General features: G+C 63.0%; 25 protein-coding genes. 10 read left to right on the top strand and 15 right to left on the bottom strand.

From position 1 onward, the window contains the following. The first annotated feature begins 157 nt into the window (after positions 1 to 157). Together CYG48_RS09485 and leuA are read left to right on the top strand one after the other, a co-directional pair. Positions 158 to 1,342, top strand: a complete 1,185-nt coding sequence (locus CYG48_RS09485; RefSeq protein WP_118850161.1) for a benzoate/H(+) symporter BenE family transporter — start codon at positions 158 to 160, stop codon at positions 1,340 to 1,342. 319 nt (positions 1,343 to 1,661) lie between these two features. Then, positions 1,662 to 3,371 carry a 2-isopropylmalate synthase gene (gene leuA / locus CYG48_RS09480; RefSeq protein WP_118850160.1) on the top strand — a complete coding sequence of 570 codons (1,710 nt, stop codon included), beginning with the start codon at positions 1,662 to 1,664 and terminating at the stop codon, positions 3,369 to 3,371. A gap of 48 nt (positions 3,372 to 3,419) precedes the next feature. On the opposite strand, the gene CYG48_RS09475 is transcribed toward leuA, so the two are convergent. The 3 genes from CYG48_RS09475 to CYG48_RS09465 form a co-directional block, all read right to left on the bottom strand. Further along, positions 3,420 to 4,265 carry an anti-sigma factor family protein gene (locus tag CYG48_RS09475; protein ID WP_118850159.1) on the bottom strand — a complete coding sequence of 282 codons (846 nt, stop codon included), beginning with the start codon at positions 4,263 to 4,265 and terminating at the stop codon, positions 3,420 to 3,422. Between the two features lie 5 nt (positions 4,266 to 4,270). Further along, entirely contained in the window at positions 4,271 to 4,729 is a 459-nt protein-coding gene (locus CYG48_RS09470; protein WP_199925116.1) for a sigma factor-like helix-turn-helix DNA-binding protein, read from the bottom strand. 115 nt (positions 4,730 to 4,844) lie between these two features. Further along, a complete protein-coding gene (locus CYG48_RS09465) occupies positions 4,845 to 5,798 on the bottom strand; it encodes a metallophosphoesterase family protein (protein WP_118851576.1) in 954 nt (317 codons plus the stop codon). A 63-nt stretch (positions 5,799 to 5,861) separates the two neighbouring features. Here CYG48_RS09465 and CYG48_RS09460 point away from each other — a divergent pair, with 63 nt between their 5' ends. After that, positions 5,862 to 6,350: an NUDIX domain-containing protein gene (locus CYG48_RS09460; RefSeq protein WP_118851575.1), complete on the top strand. Its 489-nt coding sequence runs from the start codon at positions 5,862 to 5,864 to the stop codon at positions 6,348 to 6,350. 23 nt (positions 6,351 to 6,373) lie between these two features. Further along, positions 6,374 to 7,546 carry an N-methyl-L-tryptophan oxidase gene (solA, locus tag CYG48_RS09455; protein WP_118850157.1) on the top strand — a complete coding sequence of 391 codons (1,173 nt, stop codon included), beginning with the start codon at positions 6,374 to 6,376 and terminating at the stop codon, positions 7,544 to 7,546. A gap of 6 nt (positions 7,547 to 7,552) precedes the next feature. Here solA and CYG48_RS09450 read toward each other — a convergent pair whose 3' ends face one another. Further along, the gene (locus CYG48_RS09450) at positions 7,553 to 8,545 is read right to left on the bottom strand and encodes a glutathione S-transferase family protein (protein ID WP_118850156.1); all 993 of its coding nucleotides are present in this window, start codon (positions 8,543 to 8,545) and stop codon (positions 7,553 to 7,555) included. 261 nt (positions 8,546 to 8,806) lie between these two features. Between CYG48_RS09450 and CYG48_RS09445 the strand changes: the two genes are divergently transcribed. Together CYG48_RS09445 and CYG48_RS09440 are read left to right on the top strand one after the other, a co-directional pair. Further along, positions 8,807 to 9,322: a GNAT family N-acetyltransferase gene (locus tag CYG48_RS09445; protein ID WP_118851574.1), complete on the top strand. Its 516-nt coding sequence runs from the start codon at positions 8,807 to 8,809 to the stop codon at positions 9,320 to 9,322. Positions 9,323 to 9,390: 68 nt separating this feature from the next. Beyond that, positions 9,391 to 10,704, top strand: a complete 1,314-nt coding sequence (locus CYG48_RS09440; protein ID WP_118850155.1) for an MFS transporter — start codon at positions 9,391 to 9,393, stop codon at positions 10,702 to 10,704. Here CYG48_RS09440 and CYG48_RS09435 read toward each other — a convergent pair. Genes CYG48_RS09435 through CYG48_RS09410 form a run of 6 tightly spaced genes read right to left on the bottom strand, consistent with a single transcriptional unit; the run spans position 10,701 to position 18,480 of the window. Continuing rightward, positions 10,701 to 11,132 (bottom strand): GNAT family N-acetyltransferase, encoded by a 432-nt coding sequence (locus tag CYG48_RS09435; RefSeq protein ID WP_118850154.1) that lies wholly within the window; start codon positions 11,130 to 11,132, stop codon positions 10,701 to 10,703. The two genes, CYG48_RS09440 and CYG48_RS09435, sit on opposite strands and share 4 nt — an antisense overlap. A gap of 39 nt (positions 11,133 to 11,171) precedes the next feature. Beyond that, positions 11,172 to 11,600, bottom strand: a complete 429-nt coding sequence (locus tag CYG48_RS09430; protein WP_118850153.1) for a GNAT family N-acetyltransferase — start codon at positions 11,598 to 11,600, stop codon at positions 11,172 to 11,174. 2 nt (positions 11,601 to 11,602) lie between these two features. Beyond that, positions 11,603 to 13,669: a hypothetical protein gene (locus tag CYG48_RS09425; protein WP_118850152.1), complete on the bottom strand. Its 2,067-nt coding sequence runs from the start codon at positions 13,667 to 13,669 to the stop codon at positions 11,603 to 11,605. A gap of 11 nt (positions 13,670 to 13,680) precedes the next feature. Beyond that, positions 13,681 to 16,521: a DUF4159 domain-containing protein gene (locus CYG48_RS09420; RefSeq protein WP_118850151.1), complete on the bottom strand. Its 2,841-nt coding sequence runs from the start codon at positions 16,519 to 16,521 to the stop codon at positions 13,681 to 13,683. Then, positions 16,518 to 17,435 (bottom strand): DUF58 domain-containing protein, encoded by a 918-nt coding sequence (locus tag CYG48_RS09415; RefSeq protein ID WP_118850150.1) that lies wholly within the window; start codon positions 17,433 to 17,435, stop codon positions 16,518 to 16,520. Before CYG48_RS09415 ends, CYG48_RS09420 begins: the two co-directional genes overlap by 4 nt. Positions 17,436 to 17,466: 31 nt before the next feature. Continuing rightward, a complete protein-coding gene (locus CYG48_RS09410; RefSeq protein ID WP_118851573.1) occupies positions 17,467 to 18,480 on the bottom strand; it encodes an AAA family ATPase in 1,014 nt (337 codons plus the stop codon). Between the two features lie 198 nt (positions 18,481 to 18,678). Here CYG48_RS09410 and CYG48_RS09405 point away from each other — a divergent pair, with 198 nt between their 5' ends. Genes CYG48_RS09405 through CYG48_RS09395 form a run of 3 tightly spaced genes read left to right on the top strand, consistent with a single transcriptional unit; the run spans position 18,679 to position 21,205 of the window. Beyond that, a complete protein-coding gene (locus tag CYG48_RS09405; RefSeq protein WP_118850149.1) occupies positions 18,679 to 19,302 on the top strand; it encodes a DUF1285 domain-containing protein in 624 nt (207 codons plus the stop codon). Next, positions 19,299 to 19,952: a CoA pyrophosphatase gene (locus CYG48_RS09400; protein ID WP_118850148.1), complete on the top strand. Its 654-nt coding sequence runs from the start codon at positions 19,299 to 19,301 to the stop codon at positions 19,950 to 19,952. Before CYG48_RS09405 ends, CYG48_RS09400 begins: the two co-directional genes overlap by 4 nt. Continuing rightward, the gene (locus CYG48_RS09395; protein WP_118850147.1) at positions 19,949 to 21,205 is read left to right on the top strand and encodes a CCA tRNA nucleotidyltransferase; all 1,257 of its coding nucleotides are present in this window, start codon (positions 19,949 to 19,951) and stop codon (positions 21,203 to 21,205) included. Before CYG48_RS09400 ends, CYG48_RS09395 begins: the two co-directional genes overlap by 4 nt. A gap of 34 nt (positions 21,206 to 21,239) precedes the next feature. Here CYG48_RS09395 and CYG48_RS09390 read toward each other — a convergent pair whose 3' ends face one another. The 3 genes from CYG48_RS09390 to hemF all read right to left on the bottom strand — a co-directional run bounded on the left by CYG48_RS09390 (position 21,240) and on the right by hemF (position 22,833). After that, positions 21,240 to 21,431, bottom strand: coding sequence for a DUF1059 domain-containing protein (locus CYG48_RS09390; protein WP_118850146.1), 192 nt, complete (start codon positions 21,429 to 21,431; stop codon positions 21,240 to 21,242). 95 nt (positions 21,432 to 21,526) lie between these two features. Next, positions 21,527 to 21,790: a hypothetical protein gene (locus tag CYG48_RS09385; protein WP_199925115.1), complete on the bottom strand. Its 264-nt coding sequence runs from the start codon at positions 21,788 to 21,790 to the stop codon at positions 21,527 to 21,529. 128 nt (positions 21,791 to 21,918) lie between these two features. After that, positions 21,919 to 22,833, bottom strand: coding sequence for an oxygen-dependent coproporphyrinogen oxidase (gene hemF / locus CYG48_RS09380; RefSeq protein ID WP_118850145.1), 915 nt, complete (start codon positions 22,831 to 22,833; stop codon positions 21,919 to 21,921). A gap of 176 nt (positions 22,834 to 23,009) precedes the next feature. On the opposite strand from hemF, the gene CYG48_RS09375 reads away from it, so the two are divergent. Continuing rightward, on the top strand, positions 23,010 to 23,267 hold the full coding sequence (locus CYG48_RS09375; RefSeq protein ID WP_118850144.1) for a hypothetical protein: 258 nt from the start codon (positions 23,010 to 23,012) through the stop codon (positions 23,265 to 23,267). Between the two features lie 23 nt (positions 23,268 to 23,290). Here the strand turns inward: CYG48_RS09375 and CYG48_RS09370 are convergent, their stop codons facing one another. Then, a complete protein-coding gene (locus CYG48_RS09370; RefSeq protein WP_118850143.1) occupies positions 23,291 to 24,943 on the bottom strand; it encodes a Na/Pi cotransporter family protein in 1,653 nt (550 codons plus the stop codon). 115 nt (positions 24,944 to 25,058) lie between these two features. Then, entirely contained in the window at positions 25,059 to 25,538 is a 480-nt protein-coding gene (locus tag CYG48_RS09365) for a tRNA (cytidine(34)-2'-O)-methyltransferase (RefSeq protein ID WP_199925114.1), read from the bottom strand. Positions 25,539 to 25,613 lie beyond the last annotated feature (75 nt).

Below are 25,613 nucleotides of genomic sequence, written 5' to 3'. Positions count from 1 at the left end.
TTCCTGCTATACCGGCACCATGCCACGCAGGCTTTAATAATCTCTGATTTGCTTCAGCATCTCGTCGTCCAAGCCGAACTATTTCGGAGGGGACATGCCTTGATTCGAAGCTGACACCGTGTTCGATGACCGGTCTCGACTTCGCAGGTGACGATTCATGCTCAAGGATTTCTCTGTTTCGGCCCTGATGATGGGGCTGCTGACGGCCTTCGTTGGCTTCATCAGTTCGTTTGCCGTGATCATGCAGGGGCTCCAGGCGATGGGAGCCAATCCGGCGGAAATCGCTTCCGGCCTCCTGGCGCAGTCGATCTCCATGGGCGTGCTTGCGATCGTGTTCTCCTGCTTTTACCGCATGCCGATCAGCATCGCCTGGTCGACGCCGGGGGCCGCACTGCTTGCCGGCATCGGTACGGCCGGTGGCGGGTTTGCCGAGGCTGTCGGGGCCTTCGTGATCTGCGGCGCGCTCATCATCTTGTCTGGCCTGTTCCAGCCGCTCGGCCGGGCGATCCGGCTTATCCCGGCGCCGCTGGCCAACGCGATGTTGGCCGGCATCCTGCTCAGCCTCTGCCTGGCTCCGGTGAAGGCGGTCGCGTTCAATGCGGCCCTCGGCCTGCCGATCGTCCTGACCTGGATGGTGGTTGTGTCGCGCTGGCGCCTTTGGGCGGTGCCCGCATCGCTTGCCGCGATGGTGCTGGTGCTGGTTCTCGGCGTCGACGTGCCGGCCGATACGATGGGGCGGATCGGTGCCGCCATCCATCCGGACCTCACCTTCGTGACGCCCGTCTTCACCTGGCACGCCGCGATCTCGATCGCCGTGCCGCTCTTCATCGTCACCATGGCGTCTCAGAACATCCCGGGGATCGCGATCCTGAAGGTTCATCACTACGAGCCGCCGCCGGGCGTTCTGTTTGCAGGAACGGGGGCCTTCTCGATCTTCGGCGGGTTGTTCGGCGGCGTTCCGGTGAACATGGCGGCGATCACGGCGGCGATGTGCGCCAGCGAAGACTCCAATCCCGATCCCGCAAGACGCTACTGGGCCGCGATCATGGGCGGCGTCGGATATATCGCTCTTGGGCTGCTGGCCGGTGGGATCATCGCCTTCGTTTCGCTGGCGCCACCGATTCTCCTGCAGGCGGTCGCGGGGCTGGGCCTGATCGGAGCGTTCTCGAACGCAGCCTTTGCCGCCTACCGAGAGCCAGAAACCCGCGAAGCAGCAGCCATCACCTTCCTGGTGACGGCGTCCGGCCTTTCGTTTGCCGGCATTTCCGGGGCTTTCTGGGGTCTGGTCGCCGGCGGTGCGGTGATGGCGTTCAACCGCGCCATGCGTGTCCGACAGGGATAAATGGGCTTGCCAGCGTTTTTCACCGTCGCTATACATCCTGCCCATGACCATGACAGGCGCAATCATGTCTGACCGAGCGATCACCTGCCGCACCGCGGCCGGGGCGACGGTTCTTGCGCCTCTCTCGCTTCTTAGCCTCGACCTTACGCGCGGTTGCCGGGTCCGTTGAGGAGCGCCCGGCGGCCGAAAAGCCTGCCGGCGTAAGAGCTCCTCTCGAAATTTCCAGATTTTTAGGCAATAGACCAATCCAAGGTCCGCTTCGGTCATGGCCATGCCCACGAAGGCAGCCAGCCGGCGCGTGAAGCGAGAAGAGACGACAATGGACGCGAAAACCCACTCCGCCAAGATCGGCATGCCGGAAGCGGCAACGAAGTATCGCCCGTACCCGACGATCAACATTCCCGATCGCACCTGGCCGTCGAAGACCATCGACAAGGCGCCGATCTGGTGTTCGGTCGACCTGCGCGACGGCAACCAGTCGCTGGTCAACCCGATGGGCCACGATCGCAAGGCGCGCATGTTCAAGCTGCTGCTGGACATGGGCTTCAAGGAAATCGAGATCGGCTTCCCGTCCGCCTCGCAGACGGACTTCGATTTTGCCCGCTGGTGCGTGGAAGAGGGCGGCGTGCCGGACGATGTTTCGCTGCAGGTGCTGGTGCAGTGCCGGCCGGAACTGATCACCCGGACCTTCGAGTCGCTGGAAGGTGCGGTCAAGCCGATCATCCACTTCTATAACTCCACCTCGGAGCTGCAGCGCCGCGTGGTGTTCGCCAAGGACGTGGCCGGCATCAAGCAGATCGCCGTCGATGCGGCCAAGATGATTACCGACATGGCGGCGAAAGCCGGCGGTGGCTATCGCTTCGAGTATTCTCCGGAAAGCTTCACCGGCACCGAGCTGGAAGTCGCGCTGGAGATCTGCAACGCGGTGATCGCCGAAGTGAAGCCGACGGCGGACAACAAGCTGATCATCAACCTGCCATCGACCGTGGAGATGGCGACGCCGAACATCTATGCCGACCAGATCGAGTGGATGTGCCGGCAGATCGACAACCGCGAGAACATCATCATCTCGCTGCATCCGCATAATGACCGCGGCACCGGCATCGCCGCGACGGAACTGGGCCTGATGGCCGGTGCCGACCGCGTCGAGGGCACGCTGTTTGGCAATGGCGAGCGCACCGGCAATGTCGACGTCGTCACCCTGGCGCTCAACATGTATACCCAAGGCGTTGATCCGGAACTGGATTGCTCCGACATCGAACGCATCAAGGCCGTCTACGAATATTCCAACGAGATGGTGATCCCCGAACGTCATCCTTACGTTGGCGAACTGGTCTATACCGCCTTCTCCGGCTCGCACCAGGATGCAATCAACAAGGGCATGAAGGCGATCAAGGTCGCCAACCATCCGGTCTGGGAAGTGCCTTACCTGCCGATCGACCCGCGCGACGTGGGGCGTTCCTACGAGGCGATCATCCGCATCAACTCCCAGTCCGGCAAGGGCGGCATCGCCTATATCCTGCAGGAGGATTACGGCCTGAACCTGCCGCGCAACCTGCAGGTGGAATTCCGCGAGGACATCCAGCGCATCACCGACGAAGAGGGCAAGGAGCTTCCCTCCAAGCGCATCTACGAACGCTTCATGGAGCGTTACGTCGAACAGTCAAGCGCGCGCCTGAAGTTCGTCGATCACCACACCTATCCGGCCGGCTCCGACCAGAAGGGCGTGCGTGTGGTGGCGGCCGAAATCACCGACAATGGCGAACTGAAGCGCATCGAAGGCAAGGGAACGGGTCCGATCGACGGCTTCATCAACGCCCTGTCGATCTATCTCGGCATCGAACTGTCGGTTGTCGATTACTCCGAGCACTCGCTGCAGCAGGGCTCCAATGCCTCGGCCATCGCCTATGTCGAGGTGCAGCATCCGGACGGCAAGCTCTTCGGTGCAGGCGTGAACAAGAACATCGTCGCTGCGTCGCTCGAAGCGATCATCTCGGCCGCAAACCGGGTGCTCGAAACCCGCGGCTGAGCCCAGCTCAACAAGAAGGCCGCATCATCTGCGGCCTTTTTTGTTTGTTCAGATAAGCCCGGCAGCCTTGGCCGCGATGTCTTCGAGATCGGCGGCCGAGGAGGGGCCGATGGCGACATAAGTTGCCAAAGGCGTGACCCAGGATACGAGGCCGGTATCATTGCGGATCTCTTCCACCGAGCGGTTGCCTTCCGGGCGCGACTTGGTGAAGGACAGCACGATCACGTCGGGATCGCCGTCGCCGCTGGTGCGGCGGTAAAGAAGCTGGCCGACCGGAATGCCTTCGGCCGCAAACAGACGCGCACCCTGGAAGGTGAGCCCGCTGCTCGCGAGATCCGGGATACGGAAGCTGACGCCGGTGTTCGTCGTCAGCCATTCCAGGATGTCGGCCGGCCGATCGGCGGGAATTTCAGCCAGATGCGTGGTCTGGCGGGCATAAAGCCGGTAATGGGCAATCACGTCATCCAACCAGTCACGGTTGATGCTGCCGTGGGCGGAAATGGCTGAAAGCTGCGGCATGGCCGGATTGCTGCCGAGGAGGTAACCGACACCCGAGCCGACGGCGAAAAGGGCAACGCAGCCCACGAACGCCTGCCAGCCCGAAGGCTTGAACTGACGCATCACACTGGGTGCATCCGGCAGGCGGATCGCCTTGCGGGGCAGGTCCGCATTGCGGATGCCGCGCACCAGATCGAGCGGCACGGGTTCTTTCAGGAGGTCATCGAAGGCGCGGCGCGCGGCGTCTGATCCGCGCTTGATCTCGTCATGCAGGGCCCGGACCTGCGGATCGTTGACCAGCAGGGCCTCCACCTCGTGCCGCTCCTGCTCGCCTGCCTCACCGTCGATGAAGGCCGAAAGCCGAAGCTCAAGCGGTGTGGGCTGTGCCGTGGTCATGGCGTTCAGGCTCTCCGCTCGCTGGTTTCAGAACCCATGACCGACAGGTTCAGGCGTGCGGCGCAGAGACAGCTTGCAATGGTTTCAGAGGAAACGCCCATGATGGCGGCCGCTTCGGAATAGCTGAAGCCTTCGACATCAACGAGCAGCAGCGCGCTGCTCCAGTCTTCGTCGAGATCAAGAACGTTGCGCGCACCGATATTGCCGCGGGTCGTGTCACGCGCCGCAACCGGTTCACCACGCCGCAGCCGCTTTTTCAACTCGTCCGCGTGCGTCGTGCGGATGAGGCTGAACAGCCAGTTCTCGATACGTCCTTCACCCTTCCAGAGGTAACTCTTGCCAATCGCCTGTGCGGTTGCCTGGCGCACCAGTTCGTCGGCCTCAACCGCGGTTGACGTCAGGGTCAAAGCAAACCGTCGCAGACGCGGCAGAAGCGCGACGAGGTCACGCCGAATGTCGTTCATGGGGCTGGTTTGATTCATGAGTACAGGTGGCTTTACCGTCGTCGCGAAGCAGTTCGGAATGAATGAACAGCTATGGCCCGAATGTGGCGATATCGCAACAATGGCAAAGAGATTTCTACAACATTCTGGCCGCTTCCGGAATGGAAGCCGTCGCCGGCAGCCTGCCGTAGAGAACGCGGCTTGCATCGAGCTCGACGCCGTCACCGGCTTCCGTGAGGCTATGCCGTTCGCAGAGCAGGTTCCAGGCGCCGGGCTCGCCCGACAGGGTGAAGAGGTTGTAGGCGGCGCGCGGCTTATGACCACCCGGACCTTGGGAGGCCGAAGCGATGCCCACAACCGGCACCTGATGATCCGGATTGCGCAGCCAATACAGCGTGTTGAGATGAGTATGCCCGTGCAGCACGAGCTCGGCCCCACCGGTCGAAATCGCTGCGGCGAACCGGCGAATGCCGATCATTCGCTTGTGCGAGGAGGCGGCGCCGCGGATCGGTGGATGGTGGATGAGGACAACGCGGAAGAGGCCTTCTTCTCCGGTCGTCTTCAGCAGGTTCACCGTTTCACGTGCCTGGCGTGACCCGTAATAACCCGAGGCAGAAAAAGGCAGCGTCGCGTTGGACGTGGAGCAGCCGATGATGGCGATCGGGCCGCGCCGTCGCATGGTTGGGAAGATGTGGTCGTCTTCCGGCCATTCCGGTGGATCGTCATCGCTCTTGATGAAGGGGTACCACTCGTTGACCGATTTGTCGTGCGCGCCCGGCACATAGGCGTCGTGATTTCCCGGAACCACCGTGGTGTCATGCGGCTCGCCGATCGTGCGCAGCCACTCACCTGCAAGGCGCGTTTCAATCTTGGTCGCAAGATTGACCAGATCTCCGGTGATCACCAAGTGGTCCGGCGCCTGTCGTTTCAAGTCACTCAGCAGCAGATCAAGCGTGTTGACGAAAAGATGCTTGCGGCGATTTCGATGCCAGTTCACAAAGCCGGTGATCCGCTTGGAGAAAAGCTCACGGACGGTCAGTTTCGGAAGCGGGCCCAGGTGGATGTCGGAAATATGCGCGAATTTGAACATGGCGCAGACATAACGCATGAACATTAAAATCGTTATCGATTTTATGGGACGTTGGAGTTGCGCATGGCAAAGCAGGGAATTGAGGAAATCCGCGGGTTTCCCACGCGCATCGTCACCTGGCTCCTGCATCGCTTCTTTTTCTTCAGCCGCGGCATGACGCTCGGCGTGCGGGCCGCCTGCTTCGACAGGCAGGGCAGGGTCTTCCTGGTGCGGCATACCTATGTGCCGGGCTGGTACATGCCGGGCGGCGGGATGGAGCGGCATGAGACGGCGGCGGACGCGCTCCGCAAGGAGTTGCGCGAGGAAGGAAACCTCGAGATCCGCGGTGAGCCGGAGCTTTTCCACGTCTACTACAACCGCAAGGTCAGCAAGCGGGACCATGTGCTGTTCTACAAGGTCGAGGTGGAGCAGACGACCGAACGTGCCCCGGACATGGAGATTGCCGAAAGCGGCTTCTTCGAGCTTGATGCGCTGCCGGACGATGTGACATCCGCGACGCTGCGCCGCCTTGCGGAGATCGATGGAAAAGCGGCAAAGGCGGATTACTGGTAACCAGAGACTTTTGGGGGAATAACGTGAAGATCCATGATGTTGCGGTCGTCGGGCTGGGAGCGATGGGAGCGGCGACGCTCTACCAGCTTGCCAAGCGTGGCGTGGACGTTGTCGGCATAGACCGGTTTGCACCACCGCATGACCAGGGCTCCAGCCACGGCGATACCAGGATCACCCGCCAGGCTGTCGGCGAGGGTGCAGCCTATGTGCCGCTGGTGGCCAACTCGCACCGCATCTGGCGCGAGATCGAAGCGGAACTCGGCGTTTCGCTGTTCGAGCAATGCGGCGTGCTGATCATGACCTCCAGCGAGAGCCCTGCGACCTCGCATCACGGCATGCCGAACTTCACCAAGAACACCATTCGTCTCGCCCAGGAGTATGGGATCGAGCATGAGGTGCTGGGCGCACCGGAAATCCGCTCCCGCTTTCCGCAGTTCGCGCCGGTGCTGGACAGTGCGATCGGTTATTTCGAGCCGGGCGGCGGCTATGTGCGGCCGGAGCCTTGCATCGATGCGCAACTGACGCTCGCCAAGCGGCATGGCGCGGAAACCATCACCGGGAAGGTGGTGACCGAACTTCGACCCGACGGACAAAACTGCGTGATCTCGTTTGCCGACGGCGAGGTCGCGGCGAAAAAGGTAATCGTCTGCGCCGGCATGTGGAGCGCCGAACTTCTTGGCAATCCGTTCAATCAGCTTCTCCGTGTCTGCCGCCAGAAGCTCTTCTGGTTCAAGCTCGCCGAGCCGTCGATCTTCCCGGAGCGCTCGCCAACCTTCATCCTGTCGCACGGCCCGACCGACAAGGACCTCTGCTACGGCTTCCCGCCGATCCCGGGGGAGGGCAGCATGAAGGTGGCCGACGAGCAGTTTACGGTGGCGATCGATCCAGCGGATCTTTCCCGGGAGATTGCACCGGAGGAGGTGGAGGAGATGTTCCGCACCCAGGTTGCCGGCAAGATCGACGGGGTCACGCCGGAACTGGTGAAGGCGAGCGTGTGCACCTACACCGTCACCCCCGACTTCGGCTTCATCATTGACCGCCATCCTGCAATGGAGAATGTCACGGTCGTAAGCGCCTGCTCCGGCCACGGCTTCAAGCATTCGGCAGCGATCGGCGAGGCAATGGCCGAGCAGCATGTCGAGGGCCAAAGCCGTGTCGACCTCAGGCCGTTCTCGCTGAAGCGCTTCGGATACTAATCGGCGTCAGCCCGCTGCCTTGGCGACCTTCTCGCGCCCATGCGGCGCGTCGAGATCGATCACCGGCCCGACGGGCACGATGCCTGTCGGGTTGATGGTTTTGTGGCTCTCGTAATAGTGGTGCTTGATGTGGAACAGGTTGCAGGTCTCGGCAATGCCGGGTTGCTGATAGAGATCAGCGAGATAGCCTGACAGGTTCGGGTAATCGGCGATGCGCCGGATGTTGCACTTGAAGTGCCCGACATAGACCGGGTCGAACCGCAACAGCGTGGTGAACAGCCGCCAATCGGCTTCCGTCGGCTGGTCGCCGAAGAGGTAGCGGCTGGCAGACAGGCGACTTTCCAGCATGTCCAAAGTCTCGAACAGTTTCGTCACCGCCTGCTCGTAGGCTTCCTGCGTGGTGGCAAACCCCGCCTTGTAGACGCCGTTGTTGACGGTGTCGTAGATCAGCGCGTTGAGTTCATCGATCCCCTGCCGGTGCGCCTGCGGGTAAAGATCCAGGGTCGACCCGGTGATCCCGTCGAAGGCGGTGTTCATCATCCGAATGATCTCGGCGCTTTCGTTCGAGACGATCGTGTTCTGCTGTTTGTCCCATAGAACTGGCACAGTCACCCGCCCGGAATAATGCGGATCGGCCTTCAGGTAGACCTGGTAGAGATAGTCGGAGCCGAACAGGTGGTCGCCGGTGGCGCCCTCGCGCTTTTTTAACTCCCAGCCATTCTCCGCCATCAGGTAGTCAACGACGGATACGGAGATGAGGTCCTCTAGCTTCTTCAGCTTGCGGTAGATCAGCGTGCGATGCGCCCAGGGGCAGGCATAGGACACATAAAGATGGTATCGTCCCGCTTCGGTCTTGAAGCCGCCCTTGCCGGAGGGACCGGGGGCGCCGTCTGCCGTCAGCCAGTTGCGGAATTGTGCTTCGGAGCGCTTGAAGTGGCCCTTCGTCTCCTTCGTGTCGTACCAGACGTCGTGCCATTTTCCATCAACGAGCATGCCCATGGGTGCCTCCGCTGTTTCCCTTGCCGAGGAAGATACGGCAGGGCCGCCATATTGCGAGGCGGGAAATGGTGAACGCTGCGTTTTTGCATTGGACGGCGCAAAAAAATCCTGCTACGTCGCGTGTCACCAAATTTTTGAGAGCTCCCTTTCTCATGACTGAAGCACGGGCACTGCGACGACGCTGATTTTCGAAACGGACGCATCACGCGTTCTCGATATCACTTGTCCTGTCCGCTCCTGTTCTACGGCTTCAGCATGTCCATGGCTTCGAAACTTCTCACTAAGCACGACCTTGTCTACCTCACCGAAGATGCGTCGCATGACGAGATCATCGAAGTGATCAACGCCGAAGCATTCGGCCCCGGTCGCCACACGCGTGCTGCAGCCCGGATCCGGGAGCAGGGGCCGCACGACCGGTCGCTTTCCTTCGTTTGTGCGGATGACGGCGAGACGATCGCTTCGGTGCGGATGACGCCGGTATTCGCTGGCGACGTTAAGGGGCACCTGCTCGGTCCGCTCGCCGTCCGGCCATCTCACAAGAATCGGGGCATCGGCCGCGAACTGGTCCGGATCGCGATCGATGCCGCAAGGCGGCAGGGCTCCGAGGCCGTGATCCTGGTGGGCGATCCACCGTACTACATGCCGCTCGGCTTCGAGAAGGTCGCCTACAACGCGCTGGACTTCCCGGGTCCTGTCGATCCGGGCCGGGTTCTTGTCGTCCCGATCGGCAAGGACGTGCATCCACGGCTTAAGGGCGTCATCTGCTGGCGCGGATAGAACAATTGCTCTAGAACCCCTTCAGGCATCAGCGTGGGGCTGATTGGCCAGTGCTCCGGGGGGCGTGCATGTCGGCAATCACCATGGATGAGGCGCTGGATCGCGCCGGTGCGGGAACCTACCAGCGCAGGCTGATGGGCATCTTCGGACTGGTGTGGACGGCGGATGCCATGCAGGTGCTTGCCGTCGGTTTCACCGCCGCATCGATTGCCGCGACATTCGGGCTGACTGTGCCGCAGGCGCTGCAGACGGGAACGCTGTTCTTCCTCGGCATGCTGCTCGGTGCCATGGGCTTTGGCCGGCTTGCGGACCGGATCGGACGCCGAAAGGTGCTGATCATCACCGTCGCCTGCGATGCGCTGTTTGGCGCGATGTCCGTTTTTGCGTCTGACTTCACCGTCCTGCTTCTGCTGCGGTTCCTGACGGGGGCGGCTGTCGGCGGCACCTTGCCGGTCGACTATGCGATGATGGCGGAGTTCCTGCCGGCGCGAAACCGCGGTCGCTGGCTCGTCATGCTCGAGGGCTTCTGGGCTGTCGGGACGCTGATCGTGGCGGTCACCGCCTGGGTCGCAAGCCTTGCCGGCGTTGAAGATGCCTGGCGCTACATTTTCGCGGTTACCGCCATTCCGGCCGTAGCCGGTATTGGACTGCGGTTTCTCGTGCCGGAATCACCGCTCTATCTTCTGCGGACAGGCAGGGAGGAGGAGGCGAAGGCGGTGGTGGACCGGATGCTGGTGGTCAACGGCCATCCGGCACTCGAGCCCGAGACGGCGCTTGTTTCGCCGCCGCCGGTGCGTTCAAGCGGCATTTTTTCGGGCGAATTGCGTCAGCGCAGCATGATGATCCTGGCGATCTGGTTCCTGGTTTCCGTGTCCTATTACGGCGTCTTTACCTGGATGCCGGCGCGGCTTGCCGGCGAAGGCTTTGGCTTCGTGCGTGGGTACGGTTTCCTGGTGCTGGTGGCGATCGCCCAGCTTCCCGGTTATGCGCTGGCGGCCTATGGCGTCGAGAAATGGGGACGCAAGCCGACGCTGATCGGTTTCTGCCTGCTGTCATCGCTGGGCTGCCTGCTCTTTGTGCTCGCGCCGAGCGCGGTTCTGATTGCGGTCGCCCTGCTCCTGATGAGCTTTGCGCTGCTCGGAACCTGGGGCGCGCTCTACGCCTACACGCCTGAGCTTTACCCGACGACGTCGCGTGCGACCGGCATGGGTGCGGCAGGCGCGATGGCGCGGCTCGGCGGGCTGCTGGCGCCGTCGATCGTGGGTTATGTCGTGGCGCATGGCCTGGGCCTGACGATCGGCATTTTTGCCGGCCTGCTGCTGGCGGCGGCTGTTGCGGCCTTCCTGATCAACGCGGAAACGCGCCAAGCCTCACTTGCTTAGGGAGAGGGAGATAGGGGCTTCTGCAGCCAGGTGATGGCGTGGCCGCCGGCTAGGCCTTCAAGCGTGCCGATTGGGCTGTAGCCGCATTTGATGTAGAGCTTGCGCGCCGCCGGATTCATGGTGTCGATATAGGCGCCGATGCAGCCGCGCGACCGGGCCTCCGCTTCGGCCAGTTCCAGCATGCGGGCGGCAAGGCCACGCCCGCGCAGATGCTCTGGCACAAAAAGCATCGCGATATAAAGCCAGCCGCGGCCGGTATAGCCGGTGAGTCCGCCGATCAGCCGGCCCCCGTCGTCGTAAAGCGGGACCGCGAGCTCCCGCCGATCACTCTCGCCAAAAGTAGCGACATTGTAGCTTTTCAGGAGATCGAGGAGCTTTGCCTCGTCTTCCTCGCCGATACCTTCCCTGACCTGCAACTGCTCGTTCATGGGATGCCTAGCCTGGTCTGACACTTGAGCCAGGATAACCTAGAGCGCCTTCTTGAGGAATGTCCGCGTGCGGTCGCCGACAAAGGCGGGCAGTTCGCCAAATATCTCGTATCCCTGGCGCTGGTACGCCTTGAGCGCCATAGGATTGAACGTATCGATCCAGGCACCGCCGCAGCCGCGGGCGCGCGCTTCGTTTTCCGCGGCGATCAGCAAGCGGCTCGCCATGCCCTGGCCGCGCAGGTTGTCGGGAATGAAGATCAACTGCGTGAAGAGCCAGCCCCAGGATGTGTAACCGGAAAGCCCGCCGACGATCCTGCCCGGCGAACCGTCCGAATCATCCCGGATCAGCACGGCGAGCGGCAGGCGCCCGGAAGGGCCGACCTCGAGTTCGTTGAAGGCCGTCAAGCCTTCGGAGATCACCGCGAGGTCCTCGGGCGAGGGGCTGTCGGTCAGTTCAAGTTCGGCCATTCTCAGCGACCTTCCCGCCACCACATGGCGGCGACCGCAAACAGCAGGGCAGACAACCCAGCGAAGCCAGCAAACAGCGGAAGTGTATTGATGCCGCGCAAGACGGATTCATCGGTGAGGCGGATCACCATGCGCTCGTTGTCCGTCACGCGCACCTCGCCGCGGACGGGAAGGATGTCAGGCAGGGAGACGCTGTCGCCCGATGCGACACGTGTCACGAGCCCGCGCGTCTTGTCGGCGAAGGGTCTCAGCGTGTCTTCCGTCGAGATCATCGCCTTGAATTCCGGTGCGTCGACCGCCCCGACATGGACGAGGGTGGAGAACTCGCCATTCGTCACCTCGAACAGGCCGGTTTCTTCCATCCGCCGCTCGACGCGGTACTGGCCGGGACCGGCCTCCTGCATGGCAAGCGTTTCGGTACGACCGGAGGGGTAACGAATGGTGGCGGAACCGGGGTTGTCGCCGATCGTCTGGCGGGTTGCCTCCAGCGTGCGGCCGACCGCCCGGGCAGTGAGTGCCTCTTCCTCGAGTTCCGGCTCCTTCATCAGCCAATGGGCGATGCGGCGGTAAAGCGACACATGCGGTCCGCCGCCCTCATAACCGCGGGCCCAGAGCCAGCCCTGGTCGGAAAGCAGCATGGCGACGCGGCCTTCGCCCTGGCGGTTCAGCACGAGCAGCGGACGATCTCCATCGGCTTCCATGACGGTCTGGCCCTGCGGCGGTGCGACTTCGACCGTGCGGAACCAGCGGCCCCATCCGGGAGGTGTCTGGCTCGATCCGTCGAGGCCGCGCGTGACCGGGTGCTTCTGGCCGGCTTCCGACAGATGCGGATAGAAGGCCGCGTTGTGGATGTCGCCGGTGGGCGTTGCCGGCAGGACCTGTTCGAGCGGCGTCGAGGCGATGGAATCCTCGCCGGCATGTTCGGGTCCGGCTGCGATCAGCAGCGCGCCGCCGCTGTTCACGTATTGCGCGATGTAATCATAATACAGGATAGGCAGCACGCCGCGATGCTTGTAGCGGTCGAAGATGATCAGGTCGAAATCCTTGATCTTCTCGACGAACAACTCGCGGGTCGGGAATGCGATCAGCGACAGTTCATTGATCGGCGTGCCGTCCTGCTTCTCCGGCGGCCGCAAAATCGTGAAGTGGACGAGATCGACCGAGGCGTCGGATTTCAACAGGTTACGCCAGGCGCGTTCGCCGGCATGCGGCTCGCCTGAAACGAGCAGGACGCGCAGGTTCTGCCGGATGCCATCGATGACATGGACGGCGCGGTTATTGGCTGTCGTCACTTCGCCGGGAAGCTCGGCGACAGAAAATTCCATGACATTGTTGCCCCCGCGCGGCACGGTGAAGGCGAAGGGCGTCTCGAGGCCCGGGCGCATCTGCAGCGTGGCAATCTGCTGGCCGTTCATGCGCACCGTTACCTGGGCGTTACCGCCGCCCTGGCGCCCGTCGTCGAAGACGCGCAGTTTGAGTTCCTGCTCTTCGCCGACGATGCCGAAACGCGGCGCCTTCACCACTTCGACGCGGCGGTCAAATTCATCCGGTCGACCGGTGATCAGGCCGTGGACCGGAGCGTTGAAGCCGAGGTCCTGGTTGATGTTGGGCAGGTCGTGGATCTGGCCGTCGGTGAGGAAGACTGCACCGCCGATGCGCGCCGGTGGCACATCCGAAATGGCGGAGCGCAGGGCGGTGAACAGCTTGGTGGACGGGGTATCAGTGTCACCGTCGTCAGCGACCTCGACCACCCGCGTTTCGATCCGGGGGTAACGCGAGAAGCGGTCGTTGAGGCTCGCGAGCGCCTCGTCCGTCTGCTGCTGACGCTGCGCGGTCTCCTGGCTCTGCGACCGGTCGACGATGACCGGCACGATCGTCGACAACTGTTCGCGATCTTCCTGCATCAGCGTCGGGTTCGCGAGTGCCAGGAGAAGCGCTGCAAGCGCCAGCGTCCGCAAGGTCGCACCGCGCACGCCACGCCAGAAGGCGAGCGCCGCCAGGATAACGGCCAGCACCGCAAGGACCGCCAAGATCGGCCATGAAAAGAAGGGCGCAAATTCAATGGTCATGGTGTTACCCTCTACTGGCCAAGCCGTTCGAGGAGCGCGGGCACATGCACCTGGTCGGCCTTGTAGTTGCCGGTGAGCATGTACATCATGATGTTGACGCCGGAGCGATAGGCATATTCGCGCTGCATCTCATCCGGCGGCACAGTGGGCAGGACGGGCGCGCCCTGCTGGTCCACTGCCCAGGCGCCAGCAAAGTCATTGCCGGTGATGAGGAGCGGTGTCACGCCATCGCCGGAGGACGACAGCTTTGCGCCCGAAGCCTGCGCTTCCTGGCGTGCCTCGACCCAGAGCGGGCTGCCGGTGTAGCGGCCGGGGAAATTCGAAAGCAGGTAGAAGGAGCGCGTCAGAACGTGGTCTTCGGGCGTCGGCTCGAGCGGCGGAATGTCGATATTGGCAAGGATTGCCTGCAGCCGCTGGCCGTTCGCGCTGGCGCCGCCGCCATCAAGCGCCGAATATTGGTCGCGCGTGTCGAACAGCACGGTTCCGCCATTGCGCATATAGGCGTCGATGCGCGAGATCGCGGCGGCCGACGGCATGGGTGCGGTGGCCGAAACCGGCCAATAGATGATCGGATAGAAGCCGAGTTCGTCCTTTGTCAGGTCGAGGCCAACCGGGGCCCCGGGCTCAAGCGTGGTGCGGTAGCTGAGGAACTGGCTCAAGCCCTCCAGCCCCTGTTCCGAGATCCGATCAACATCGCTTTCGCCGGTGATGACATAAGCGAGATGGGTGGTGTCCAGCCGCTCAAGGATCTCCTCATCGCCGGGCTTGGCTGCGGAACCGGGTGCATTTTCCTGCGCCTGGGAATGGCCGGGCATGAACGCGAACAACGCGATGGCGAGAGCGGCCACCGCAGTCGTTGCGCCTGCACCCGTGCGGCGTCCACCGGGCCTGCGCGAAAATGCGCCATTCATGAAGAGCACCACGAGACTGTCGAGGATGAGGAGGGCAAAGGCGGCAGCAAAGAGGGCAGGGCGAAGCGAGACGGCCTCGCCACCAGCGAGGCCCTCACGTGCAATCGGCCGGCCAGCGACCGTCGGCTCGAACGGTGCGATCACCGTGTTCGGGGCCAGAAGGTTCACGGCGGAGAAACCGTCTTCGGTACCGTAGAAGCCGGGCGGATGGTCAAAGCTTGCGACTGGCGTCTCATTGGCTGCGATCGCGATCGGGCGGGCCGTGCCTGTTTCGGTGGTAAGGATGCCGTCAGCCGTCAGCAGACGGTAGGGCGCCAGTGTGGTGGCGGCACCGTCACCGCCGGTGCCTGAAGAAGCGGCGCCACCGGCGCGCGCGAGTTGCACGAGGCGGCGCAGCATTTCGACGAAATTGCCCGAAAGCGGCAGGTTCGACCACGTGGCTTCTGCACTCGTATGAAACAGCACGATGCGACCTGCCTCGACCTCCTTCTGGGTGACGAGCGGCGTGCCGTCTGCAAGACTTGCCCAGGTGCGCTCGGCAAGATCCGGGGTCGGTTCGGCGAGCACCTGGCGGGTGACAGTAAGGTCGGTTGCGCGGGGCATACCGGCAAAGGGGCCGAAGCTCGGGAAGTCTGCGAGCGGCTGCGGCTCCGACCAGGACATGGCGCCACCGAGCGCGCGTTCGCCCTGGCGAAGGATCACCGGGACAAGCGGGTCATCGGCGGGTGCTGCCGCAAGGCGCGGTCCAGCAAAGCGGATCAGCGTACCGCCGCGCGCAATCCATTGCTGCAGGGGAGCGGCGGTCTCTGGCGGCAAGCGGCCGACATCGGCCATGATGATCGCTGACGGGTTGCCTTCGAGGACCTGCGGGATCGAGACGGACAAATCGGCCGTATTCGGCTGCGTGATATCCGCGTAAGGCGAAAGCGCGCGGCTAATGTAATAAAGCGGCTGCAGCAGCGGCTGGAAATCGCTGCCGCTTTCGCCGGCGATCAGTGCGACACGGCGACGCTTGAAGCCGTCGTCAAGAAGATGCGCTGCACCGGCCGTCGACACACCCTCGACCGCGAGGCGCGCGAAATCGTTGCGCAGTTCGAAGGGCGCGTCGATCTGGGCGGTTGCCGTTCCGGAGCCTGCGGCAAAGTCGAGCGTTCCGGAGGCGAGGGAGCGGCCTTGCGCGTCAAGCGCATTGACCTCCAGGCGCCGCGGCGCGCCAGTAGCGAGACGGCTCGCGGTAACCGACATCGTGCCGGCATTGTTGACCGCGTCGGTGATGGCGACGGCACTGGCGCCGTCCCCTTCTATGAGGCGGATATCGGCAGGCGACAGTGCCGCGAGCGCCGACAAAGCGTCATCATCCCGCGCGGCGACAACACCATCGGAAAGGATGGCAAGCGTGCCGGGGCGAGTTCCAGTCAGTGCCTGCGCGAGCGCCGCGGCGGCGCGGGCGCGATCGGGAACCAATGGCCTTGGCTGGGCAGCGGCAAGCTTTTCGCGGGCGGCGATGGCAGAACCCGGTAGGGCATCGTGGCTCTGCTCCGCCGTGAAGGCGATTGCCACGGGCAGATCGGCGCTCTCCGCATCATCGATCAAGAGGTCGGCGGTCTGCACGCGCCGTTCCCAATCAACTGCCGTGGACCAGCCATTGTCGACCATCAGCACCAGCGGACCGTCAGAATTGAGCGAGCTCGTGCGCGGGTTGATCACCGGGTCGGCGATTGCGAAGATCACCGCGGCGGCCAGAAGCATGCGCAGAAGCGTCAGCCACCAAGGGCTTTGGGACGGTGTTTCCTCTCGTTTCAGCACGGTTGCGAGGATCCGCAGCGGCGGGAAAACCTCGGTCTTCGGCCGTGGCGGCGTCAGCCTCAGCAACCACCAGATGATGGGAAGCGCGATCAGTCCGAAGAGGATGGCGGGATTGGCAAAGGCAAGCGCACTCATGCCCGGCCTCCGGGTCTTTGGGCAGGCAGGCCGGACAGGTGACCATGGACGGCGGCAAGCGCTTCCGAGGCGAGATGGTCGGTGCGGTGGAAGACGAAGCTCCAGCCGAGGCGTCGCAACTCGTTGCCCAGCGTCTCCCGCCGCGCGAGGTAAGCGCGCTGGTAATCTTCGCGAATGGTTTCCGCGCGGCCGGACACCAGCTTTTCGCCCGTTTCAGGATCGGTGAACTCGGTGCGGCCAACGTAAGGGAAGGTTTCTTCGGCGGGATCGGCAACTTCCACCACATGACCCCGCAGGCCACGTCGACCGAGCGGCGCAATCCGTTCCATCACCCGGTCGGCATCATCGAGAAAATCGCCAATGAGGACGATGTCGCTCTGGCCTCGGATCATCGCGGTTTCGGGCAGGCCGCTAGTGATGGGCGCATGGATGATGGCGGTGGCCAGCCGTTCGGCGGCATTGCGTGCGGACACGGGCTCCATGACGCCGGGGCAGCCGATGCGCTCGCCGGAACGTGCGAGGATTTCCGCGAGCGCCAGCATCAGCACCAGGGCGCGACTTTCCTTCGAGACGTGCGCGAAGGTCGACTTGTACATCATCGATGGAGAAAGGTCGGCCCAGAGCCAGACGGTGTGGGCGGCTTCCCATTCCCGGTCGCGGACATAGGTATGGTCGTCGCGGGCCGAACGGCGCCAGTCGATGCGCGACAGGCTTTCGCCTTCGGCATACGGCCGGAACTGCCAGAAATTCTCGCCCATGCCGCGTTTGCGGCGGCCGTGCCAGCCGGAGATGACGGTGTTGGCAATGCGTTTGGCCTCGACCATGCAATCGGGCACCAGGGCTGCGCGCGCCTGGGCGCGGGAGAGGACTTCACTGCTGGGGGTCTGTTCGACGATCTGGCCGATGGATGCCACGCAGGTTCCTTTCTCGCCGGTTTTCGGCTGCTCAGCCCTTGGCCTGCTTCACCAGGCTGGCAATGACGTCGCGCACCGACATGCCTTCGGCACGCGCGGCGAAGGTCAGCGCCATGCGGTGTTCGAGCACCGGCTCGGCCAGCGCATAGACATCATCAAGGGATGGCGCCAAGCGGCCCTCGTAAAGCGCGCGGGCGCGGGCGGTCAGCATCAGTGACTGCCCGGCGCGCGGGCCGGGACCCCAGGCAACATGCTTGTCGGTCGTGGCATTGCCGTGGCCGGGGCGGGCGGAGCGCACCAGCGTCAGGATCGCGTCCACCACCTTGTCACTCACCGGCATCTGACGGATCAGCACCTGTATTTCCTGGAGGCGGGCGGCATCGATGACGCTGCGGGCCTTGGCTTCGGCGACGCCGGTCGTGTCGAGGAGGATCTGCCGCTCGGCCGCGAGATCCGGATAGAGCACGTCAACCTGCAGCAGGAAGCGGTCGAGCTGGGCTTCGGGAAGCGGATAGGTCCCTTCCTGTTCCAGCGGGTTTTGCGTCGCCAGCACATGGAATGGCGCCGGCAGGTCGTAGCGCTGGCCCGCAACCGTGATGTGATATTCCTGCATGGACTGCAGCAGCGCCGACTGGGTGCGCGGCGAGGCGCGGTTGATTTCGTCGGCCATCAGAAGCTGGGCAAAGACCGGACCTTTGACAAAGCGGAAGGAGCGGCGACCGGTGTCATCCGTGTCCATGACTTCGGAGCCCAGGATATCGGACGGCATCAGATCGGGCGTGAACTGGATGCGATTTGAGTCGAGGCCGAGAACCGTGCCGAGCGTCGTCACCAGCTTTGTCTTGGCAAGACCCGGGACGCCAACGAGCAGGGCGTGGCCGCCGGACAGAACCGCGAGTAGAGTGTTTTCGACCACCTTTTCCTGACCGAAGATGACCTTTGCGACTTCCGTGCGAACGGAGGCAATATCGGCAAGTGCCTGTTCGGCCGAAGCGATGATGGCTTTCTCATCGAGAACGGTATCGGTCGAATTCATCATGCCCATGTCGCTCTCCATCATCCAGAACCTGCGGGCTTATCAAGCCTGCCCCTTCATAGAGCAAGTCGAATCGCTGCGCTGCAGCACATGCCTCATCCGATCAAACTTATTCCCCGAAATGTGGCTGACAAGCGCGAACTGAATGACTATCTCGTGAGAACAATTTGCCGTTCAAGTTGCTTACGGCCGAACCGGGACCACAAGATGGCGGCGGAAATGATAAAATCGGCACCGGATGCTGCAGGGCTGGCGGCGATGATCTCGCGTGCCTCCGAACAGACGGGTGAGGGCGCGCGCGGCCTGCCTCCGGTGGAGAGATGGAATCCGCCGTTCTGCGGCGATCTCGACATGGAGATTCGTGCCGACGGCACCTGGTTCTACATGGGCACGCCAATCGGCCGAGCACCGCTGGTGCGGTTGTTCTCGACCGTGCTGCGCAAGGACGAGGATGGGCGCACATATCTGGTGACGCCGGTGGAAAAGGTCGGGATCCGGGTCGAGGATGCGCCGTTCCTTGCCGTGGAAATGCAGGTGACGCAGGGCGAAAAGGGGCAGGTGCTGACCTTCCGCACGAATGTCGGTGACGTGGTGGAGGCCGGGGCCGAGCATCCGCTGCGTTTTGAGATCGCTGGCGAGAACAACGAGTTGAAGCCTTACCTCCTGGTGCGCGGCCGGCTTGAGGCACTGGTGTCGCGGGCGGTGATGTACGATCTCGTCGAGCTTGGGGAAGTGGTCGATGTCAACGGTGTGCCGATGTTCTGCCTGCGCTCCGGCGGGCAGGTTTTCCCGGTCATGCCGGAAGCGGAACTGGACGTGCTATCCCAATGACATTGCATGACCAGACCCGCCGCCATCCGCTTTTCTCCGCACCCGAATTTCGCCGGCGTGCGCTGAACCAGAATGGTGGGCCGGTAGCGAAAGCGTCGCGCGAGCATGGCGACCATCTGCTCAACCCGACGCTTGTCGATATCGCAGTCGGGCTGAGGCTCAAGGATGCGGCGGTCTTGGTGCCGGTCGTAGATGACGGTGACGAGGCAAAGGTGATCCTGACGCAGCGCACCTCCAACCTGCGCAAGCATTCCGGGCAGATCGCCTTCCCGGGTGGGGGCATCGATCCTGACGACCATTCGCCGGAAGTTGCCGCCGTACGGGAAGCGCAGGAGGAGATCGGGCTTGACCCCGCTTATGTCGAAACCCTGTCTCGCCTGCCAGATTATTATGCCGCGACCGGCTTTCGCATCACGCCGGTGCTTTCGGTGGTGAAGCGTGGCTTCGAGCTGAAGCTTAACCCGACAGAGGTCGCCGCTGTCTTTGAGGTTCCGCTATCGTTCCTGATGGACGAGGCGAACCACCAGCGTGGCAGCCGCACATGGGATGGCACGGAGCGCCACTTCTACATGATGCCTTACGGCGATTGGCATATCTGGGGCATTACCGCCGGGATCATCCGGACATTGTATGAAAGGCTTTACAGATGACCTCGGTTGCCCAGGCGGACTGGTTCCAGGATCCGGCGCTGCAGAAGATCCTCGCGCTGCTCAACGCCGATGGCGGGGAGGCGAGGGTCGCCGGTGGCGCGGTGCGCAATGCGCTGATGGGCGTGCCGGTCGCTGATGTCGATGTCGCAACGACACTTCTGCCCGAGGTGGTGGTCGAGCGCGCGAACGCGGCGGGCCTGAAGGCTGTACCGACGGGCATCGAGCACGGGACGGTGACGCTCGTGGTTGAAGGTCGGGGCTTCGAGGTGACCACGCTTCGGCGCGATATCGAAACGGACGGGCGCCACGCCAAGGTAGCCTTCGGCACGGACTGGCAGGCGGATGCCGAGCGCCGCGACCTGACGGTCAATGCACTTTATGCCGATCAGTCTGGCGAGGTGGTGGATCTGGTGAACGGACTGCCGGACATCGAAAGCCGCACCATTCGCTTTATCGGCGATGCCAGCCAGCGGATCGCCGAGGATTACCTGCGCATCCTGCGCTTCTTCCGCTTCTTTGCCTATTACGGCTCCGGGCGGCCAGATGCCGACGGTTTGCGCGCCTCGGCCCGCGCCAAGGACAAGCTCAAGACGCTGTCGGCCGAGCGGGTTTGGGCGGAAACGAAGAAGCTTCTTGCAGCACCCGATCCCTCCCGCGCGCTTCTCTGGATGCGGCAGGTAGGGGTCCTGACGGAAATCCTGCCGGAGACAGAAAAGTGGGGCATCGACGCGATCCACGCACTGGCGGCGACGGAGCAGGCCTTGGGTTGGGCGCCAGATCACATCTTGCGCCTTGCCGCGATCGTGCCGCCGCAGGCCGAGCGGCTCGAAGCTCTGGCAAAACGGCTGAGGTTGTCGAACGCCGACGCGGCGCGCCTCCAGTCTTGGGCGAATGCTCCTGTCGTGCCGGATGAGGTAACGGATGTCGGCTTCAACCGGCTGCTTTACCGGCACGGCAACGAGGGCTTGTCGACGCGGCTGCGGCTGGCGCTGGCGTCAGCGCGCTCCAATGCGGAAGGTGATCCCGTTGCCATGCGCAAGTCGGCACGGCTTTCTGTGCTGCTCGACCGGGCGAAAGACTACCAGAAGCCGGTCTTTCCCTTGAGCGGCGCCGATGTCGTCGCGGCCGGCGTGCCGGCAGGCAGGCGGGTCGGCGAGATCCTGAAGATGCTGGAGGATTTCTGGGTGGAGCGCAACTTCACGCTCGGCCGGACGGAGCTTTCCGCCCGGCTCGATGCCCTGGTCAAGGAATAGGACCCGCAACCAGCCTGCATCCTGGGTATGTGGATCAGGCGGCTTCGGTGCTGCCTTCGTCGCGGATCCGCGTCTTGATGTTTTCCACCATGTTCTCGCGGATGATCTCTTCGCCATGCACAGAACGCAGATGGTCTACTGCGCGGCGCACGACCTCGGCATCCTCGTTGGCCCGGGTATGCCATTGGCAGCCTGGCACCAGCGTGCCGCATTCGAACAAGCGCATCGCATTTCCTCCTATCGACGTTTCCGGCCGGGAGTGTCCCCCCGGTGCCGGGGTACTCAAACGATAACTCGAAAAGGCTCGGTGCCGTTCCCTTGTCAGTCGGGCATGGCCCAGGCGTGGAAAACAGACGGCTGGTCGTCACGCTTGTCCTGGGCCGGTTCATCGTTGGCGGCGGTGGCTTCCACCGTCTTGCCGGCAAGCTGTCGCCTGACCTGCTCGACATAGAAGGAATGCGGCAGTTCACCGCCGCTCCGGGCACGCATTTCCGTCGCAAGACGGTCGATCATTTCGGGAGTTTCGATCAGACGGGACGCGTTCGAGGACGCGTCGGACGTTGGCATGCTGTTCGGCGTGGTCATGGTGATCATCCTCCGTGCAACCGAAGATGAAGCTAGCACCGGCCGGGATAATTTCCTATCGGCTTTTCTCAGTGATGAGTTCCTGCAGGCCCTGCAAATCCACAAACTTTAGCAGGGCCTGTTGAAGCTCATGGCCAGCGGACAACCGGCGGCAGCGAGGACAGGATCGACTCGACATTGCCGCCCGTCTTCAGCCCGAAGATCGTGCCGCGGTCATAGAGCAGATTGAACTCCACGTAACGGCCGCGGCGGACCAACTGCTCGTCGCGGTCTTCTTCCGTCCAAGGCTTGTTGAAGTTTGCCCGGACGATCTTCGGGTAAACGAGAGCAAATGCGCGGCCAACATCCTGGACGAAGGCGAAGTCGGCATCCCAGCCGCCTTTTTCCTCCTCGGAATGCAGCCAGTCGAAGAAAATGCCGCCGATGCCGCGGGCCTCGTTGCGGTGCTTCAGGAAGAAATAGTCGTCGCACCAGGCCTTGTAGCGATCATAGTCGGCAACCGCTTCGTGGCGCTTGCAGGTGATCTCCATGACGCGGTGAAACAGAACGCTGTCCTGGTCCGTCTGCGTCCGGCGCGCGTCGAGCACGGGCGTGAGGTCTGCGCCGCCGCCGAACCAGTGGCTGGAGGTGACGACCATGCGCGTGTTCATGTGGACGGCCGGCACGTTCGGATTGACCGGGTGGGCGATGAGCGAAATGCCGGAGGCCCAGAAGCGCGGATCTTCTTCGGCGCCCGGAATCTGGCTGCGGAAATCCGGCGAGAACTCGCCAAAGACGGTCGAGGTGTGGACGCCAACCTTTTCAAAGACGCGGCCATCCATCATCGACATCTTGCCGCCGCCACCTTCGCCGCCCTGGCGCAGCCAGTCCTTCTGCTTGAAGCGGCCGGCCTCTTGGTCGGAGAGTGGCCCGGTCAGCTCGTCTTCGAGGGCTTCGAAGGAGGCACAGATCGTGTCGCGAAGGCTTTCGAACCAGGCTTTCGCGGTGGCCTTCTTGTCTTCGATGTCCTCGGGAAGTCCCTTTGGCAGTTGCGGCCGTTCCATGATGTCATTCCCTCTCGCCATCCGCCTGGCGCTTCGTCGTCTCCACCGTGCCCGCAGCTAAAGGAGCATCCTTTCGCGAACCGTGCCGTCGCTTCCTAGACAGGAAATTCAGACTCGCAAAGCGTGCAACGGCATATTATCTTCACTTCTTGTAAAGGTGCCGATCAGAGGCTTGCATGGCGAAGTTTCCACCCCCGCCACTCGACGGACTGAAACGAAGGATCGACCGCAACCGGCAGGAGAGTGCCAAGGGCGCGGGCGGGATCTATGTTCGGCAGACCTTCCAGCTTTCGCGGGAAGAAGCCCGGCAGAAGGCGCGCGAGTGGTTCGCGGAGTTCCCAAAGGCGGCCTACTGGACCGAAGTCGAAAGCTGGCGGCAGCTCGATGGGGACCAGATCGAGTTCACCATGCGGCGCCTGCCCACCGCAGACTGATCCCTTTTCTAGCTGATACGCCTTTAAGCGCCCGGTTCGGCGCGCCGCAGGCGGCTTTCGCTCAGCACCCCGCCGTCCGACAGAATGGGATGGGCGACCGAGACGATATGGGCATTGATGCGCTTCAGGTCGCGCAGCATGTCGAGATGAAGCGAACTCGTCTGCATGCTTTCCATCCGGCCGTCGCGCAGGCGCTGCAGATGCCGCTCCGCCGACTCCTTTTCCATGCGACGGACATCGACCTTTATCTCCATCAGGTGCCGGGCGAGATTGAAGTCGCCGGTCTGGAAGATCGTCTGCGCCGTGCGCAGGTTGTCGATGGTGATATCGAAGAAGGTCTTCAACTCCTCGAAACCGTCGTCGGAGAATTTCAGGCCGTTGGCGATCTTCTTGCGCACCTGGTCGCAGATGCCCTTGTCGATGATGTCGCCGATATGTTCGAGGTTGATCGCATAGTCGATGATGGCGATGGAGCGTCGGGCGTTGTCGCCGTCCAGCCCGACCCGGCCAAGCTTCGACAGGTAGATCTTCACCTCCTGCTGGAGATTGTCGACGCGTTTTTCCAGCGTCGCGATCTCGGCGAGCGGCGTCAGGTCGTTGTGCTTGAAGGCGTTTTCAGCGCGGATCAGCATGCGCTCGATGGCATCGCCAAGGCCCAGGACCTCACGCGTGGCATTGGCAAGCGCCATGACCGGGTTGCTCAGCGCCTGCGGATCAAGGAAGCGCGGGCCGCCATCCATCTGGGGATCATCGGGAACGAGATGCGTGGTGAGCTTCGAGACCGTGCCGGCGAGCGGCCAGGCGACAATGGCGAGCAGCACGTTGAAGGCGAGGTGGGCATCAACGGGCAGCTTGGACGGCGAAAGCGGAAGCGAGGCGAGCACCCCGGACGCGATGCCTGCCAGCGGTAGCGCAATGGCGCAGCCCGCGGCCCGGACGATGAGGTTGCCGATGGTGATGCGCTTGGCGGCAGCGGGGCCGGAGAGGGTCGCCACGACCGGCGGGATTGCGCCGCCAAGGTTGGCGCCGAGGATAAGCGCGATGATCAGCCCCGCTGAGACCATGCCGGTCGAGGCAAGCGACAGGATGAGAACCACGACCGCGAGGCTGGACGAGGAGACGAAGGCAAGCGCGGCAGAAAAGATCAGCGCCACCGGCCAGGCGTTGTCCAGCAAGCCGATGAAGGTGGCGAGCGCCGGGGACTGGCGCATCGGTTCGGTGGCGAGCCCCAACAGATGCAGCGACAGCAGCATCAGGCCAATGCCAACAAGCGCGGTGCCGCCAGCCTGGCGGGTGGAGGCGCGCGACCGCAGCATACCGACGCCGACCAGGATGATGAGCGGCGACAGCCACTCGATGCCGGTAGCGACGATCCAGGCGGTGATTGCGGTGCCGACATTGGCGCCAAGCAGCACGACCTGGGCCATGCGCGGCCGGATCAGTTCGCGTTCGGCAAAGGAGGCAACGGTCAACGCCGTCGCCGTTGAACTTTGCAGCGCAACAGTTGCGACCAGCCCGGAGAAGAAGGAGCGCAAGCTACTACGCGTGCCGGTGGCAAGCCCCGTCCGCAGCCGGGCGCCGAAAGCTCTCGTCACACCGTCCTTCACCTGGGAAAGGCCGAAGAGCAGCAGCGCAACTGCTCCCAGGAGATTGATGATGACGATGGTCGATTGCATGCGGCACTTTCCGTAGGGAAGAATATCTGCAGCAATTTGGATTGCCGGCTAATTAAATATAGGCAGCGTGCACAGGAGTGCATAGGCCATTAGCGACAGAATAGAACGGAATCCTCTATAATCCGTTCCAAATTGTCTGGCGCAGCGCCTCTCCGCTGATCATCGCAACCGACATGGCAAGGTTGATCGAACGTTGGCCTTTGACCATCGGGATCAGGACGCGAGTGTCCGCGATTTCGTGCACATGGTCCGGCACGCCGGCGCTTTCACGGCCGAACAGCAGGATGTCATCGGCGCCGAACTGAAGCTGCGTGTAGGGCAGGGCGGCTTTGGTCGAGGCCAGCACTAAGCGACGTCCTTCTCCGCGGCGCCAGCCATCGAACTGCTCCCAGTTCACGTGGCGGGTGAGCGCGACGGAAGCGAGATAATCCATGCCGGAGCGTTTGAGATTACGGTCAGAGATGTCGAAGCCGGCTGGCTCGATGATGTCGACCGATAAGCCAAGACAGGCGGCAAGGCGCAGGACCGTGCCGGTATTGCCCGGAATGTCTGGCTGGTAAAGCGCGATATGCAGGCGGGAAGCGGGTGTGGTCATACATCGATCCATAGGCGAAAGCGCTGCACCATCTCAAGGTGCGTCATTGGAAGGAGATCGCGAGAGCCCGAGATC

The sequence above is a fragment of the Neorhizobium sp. SOG26 genome (assembly GCF_003491345.1).
Lineage (GTDB): Bacteria > Pseudomonadota > Alphaproteobacteria > Rhizobiales > Rhizobiaceae > Neorhizobium > Neorhizobium turbinariae.
Note: the sequence above shows the minus strand (reverse complement) of the source record. Positions and strands in the feature narration are given on the sequence as shown.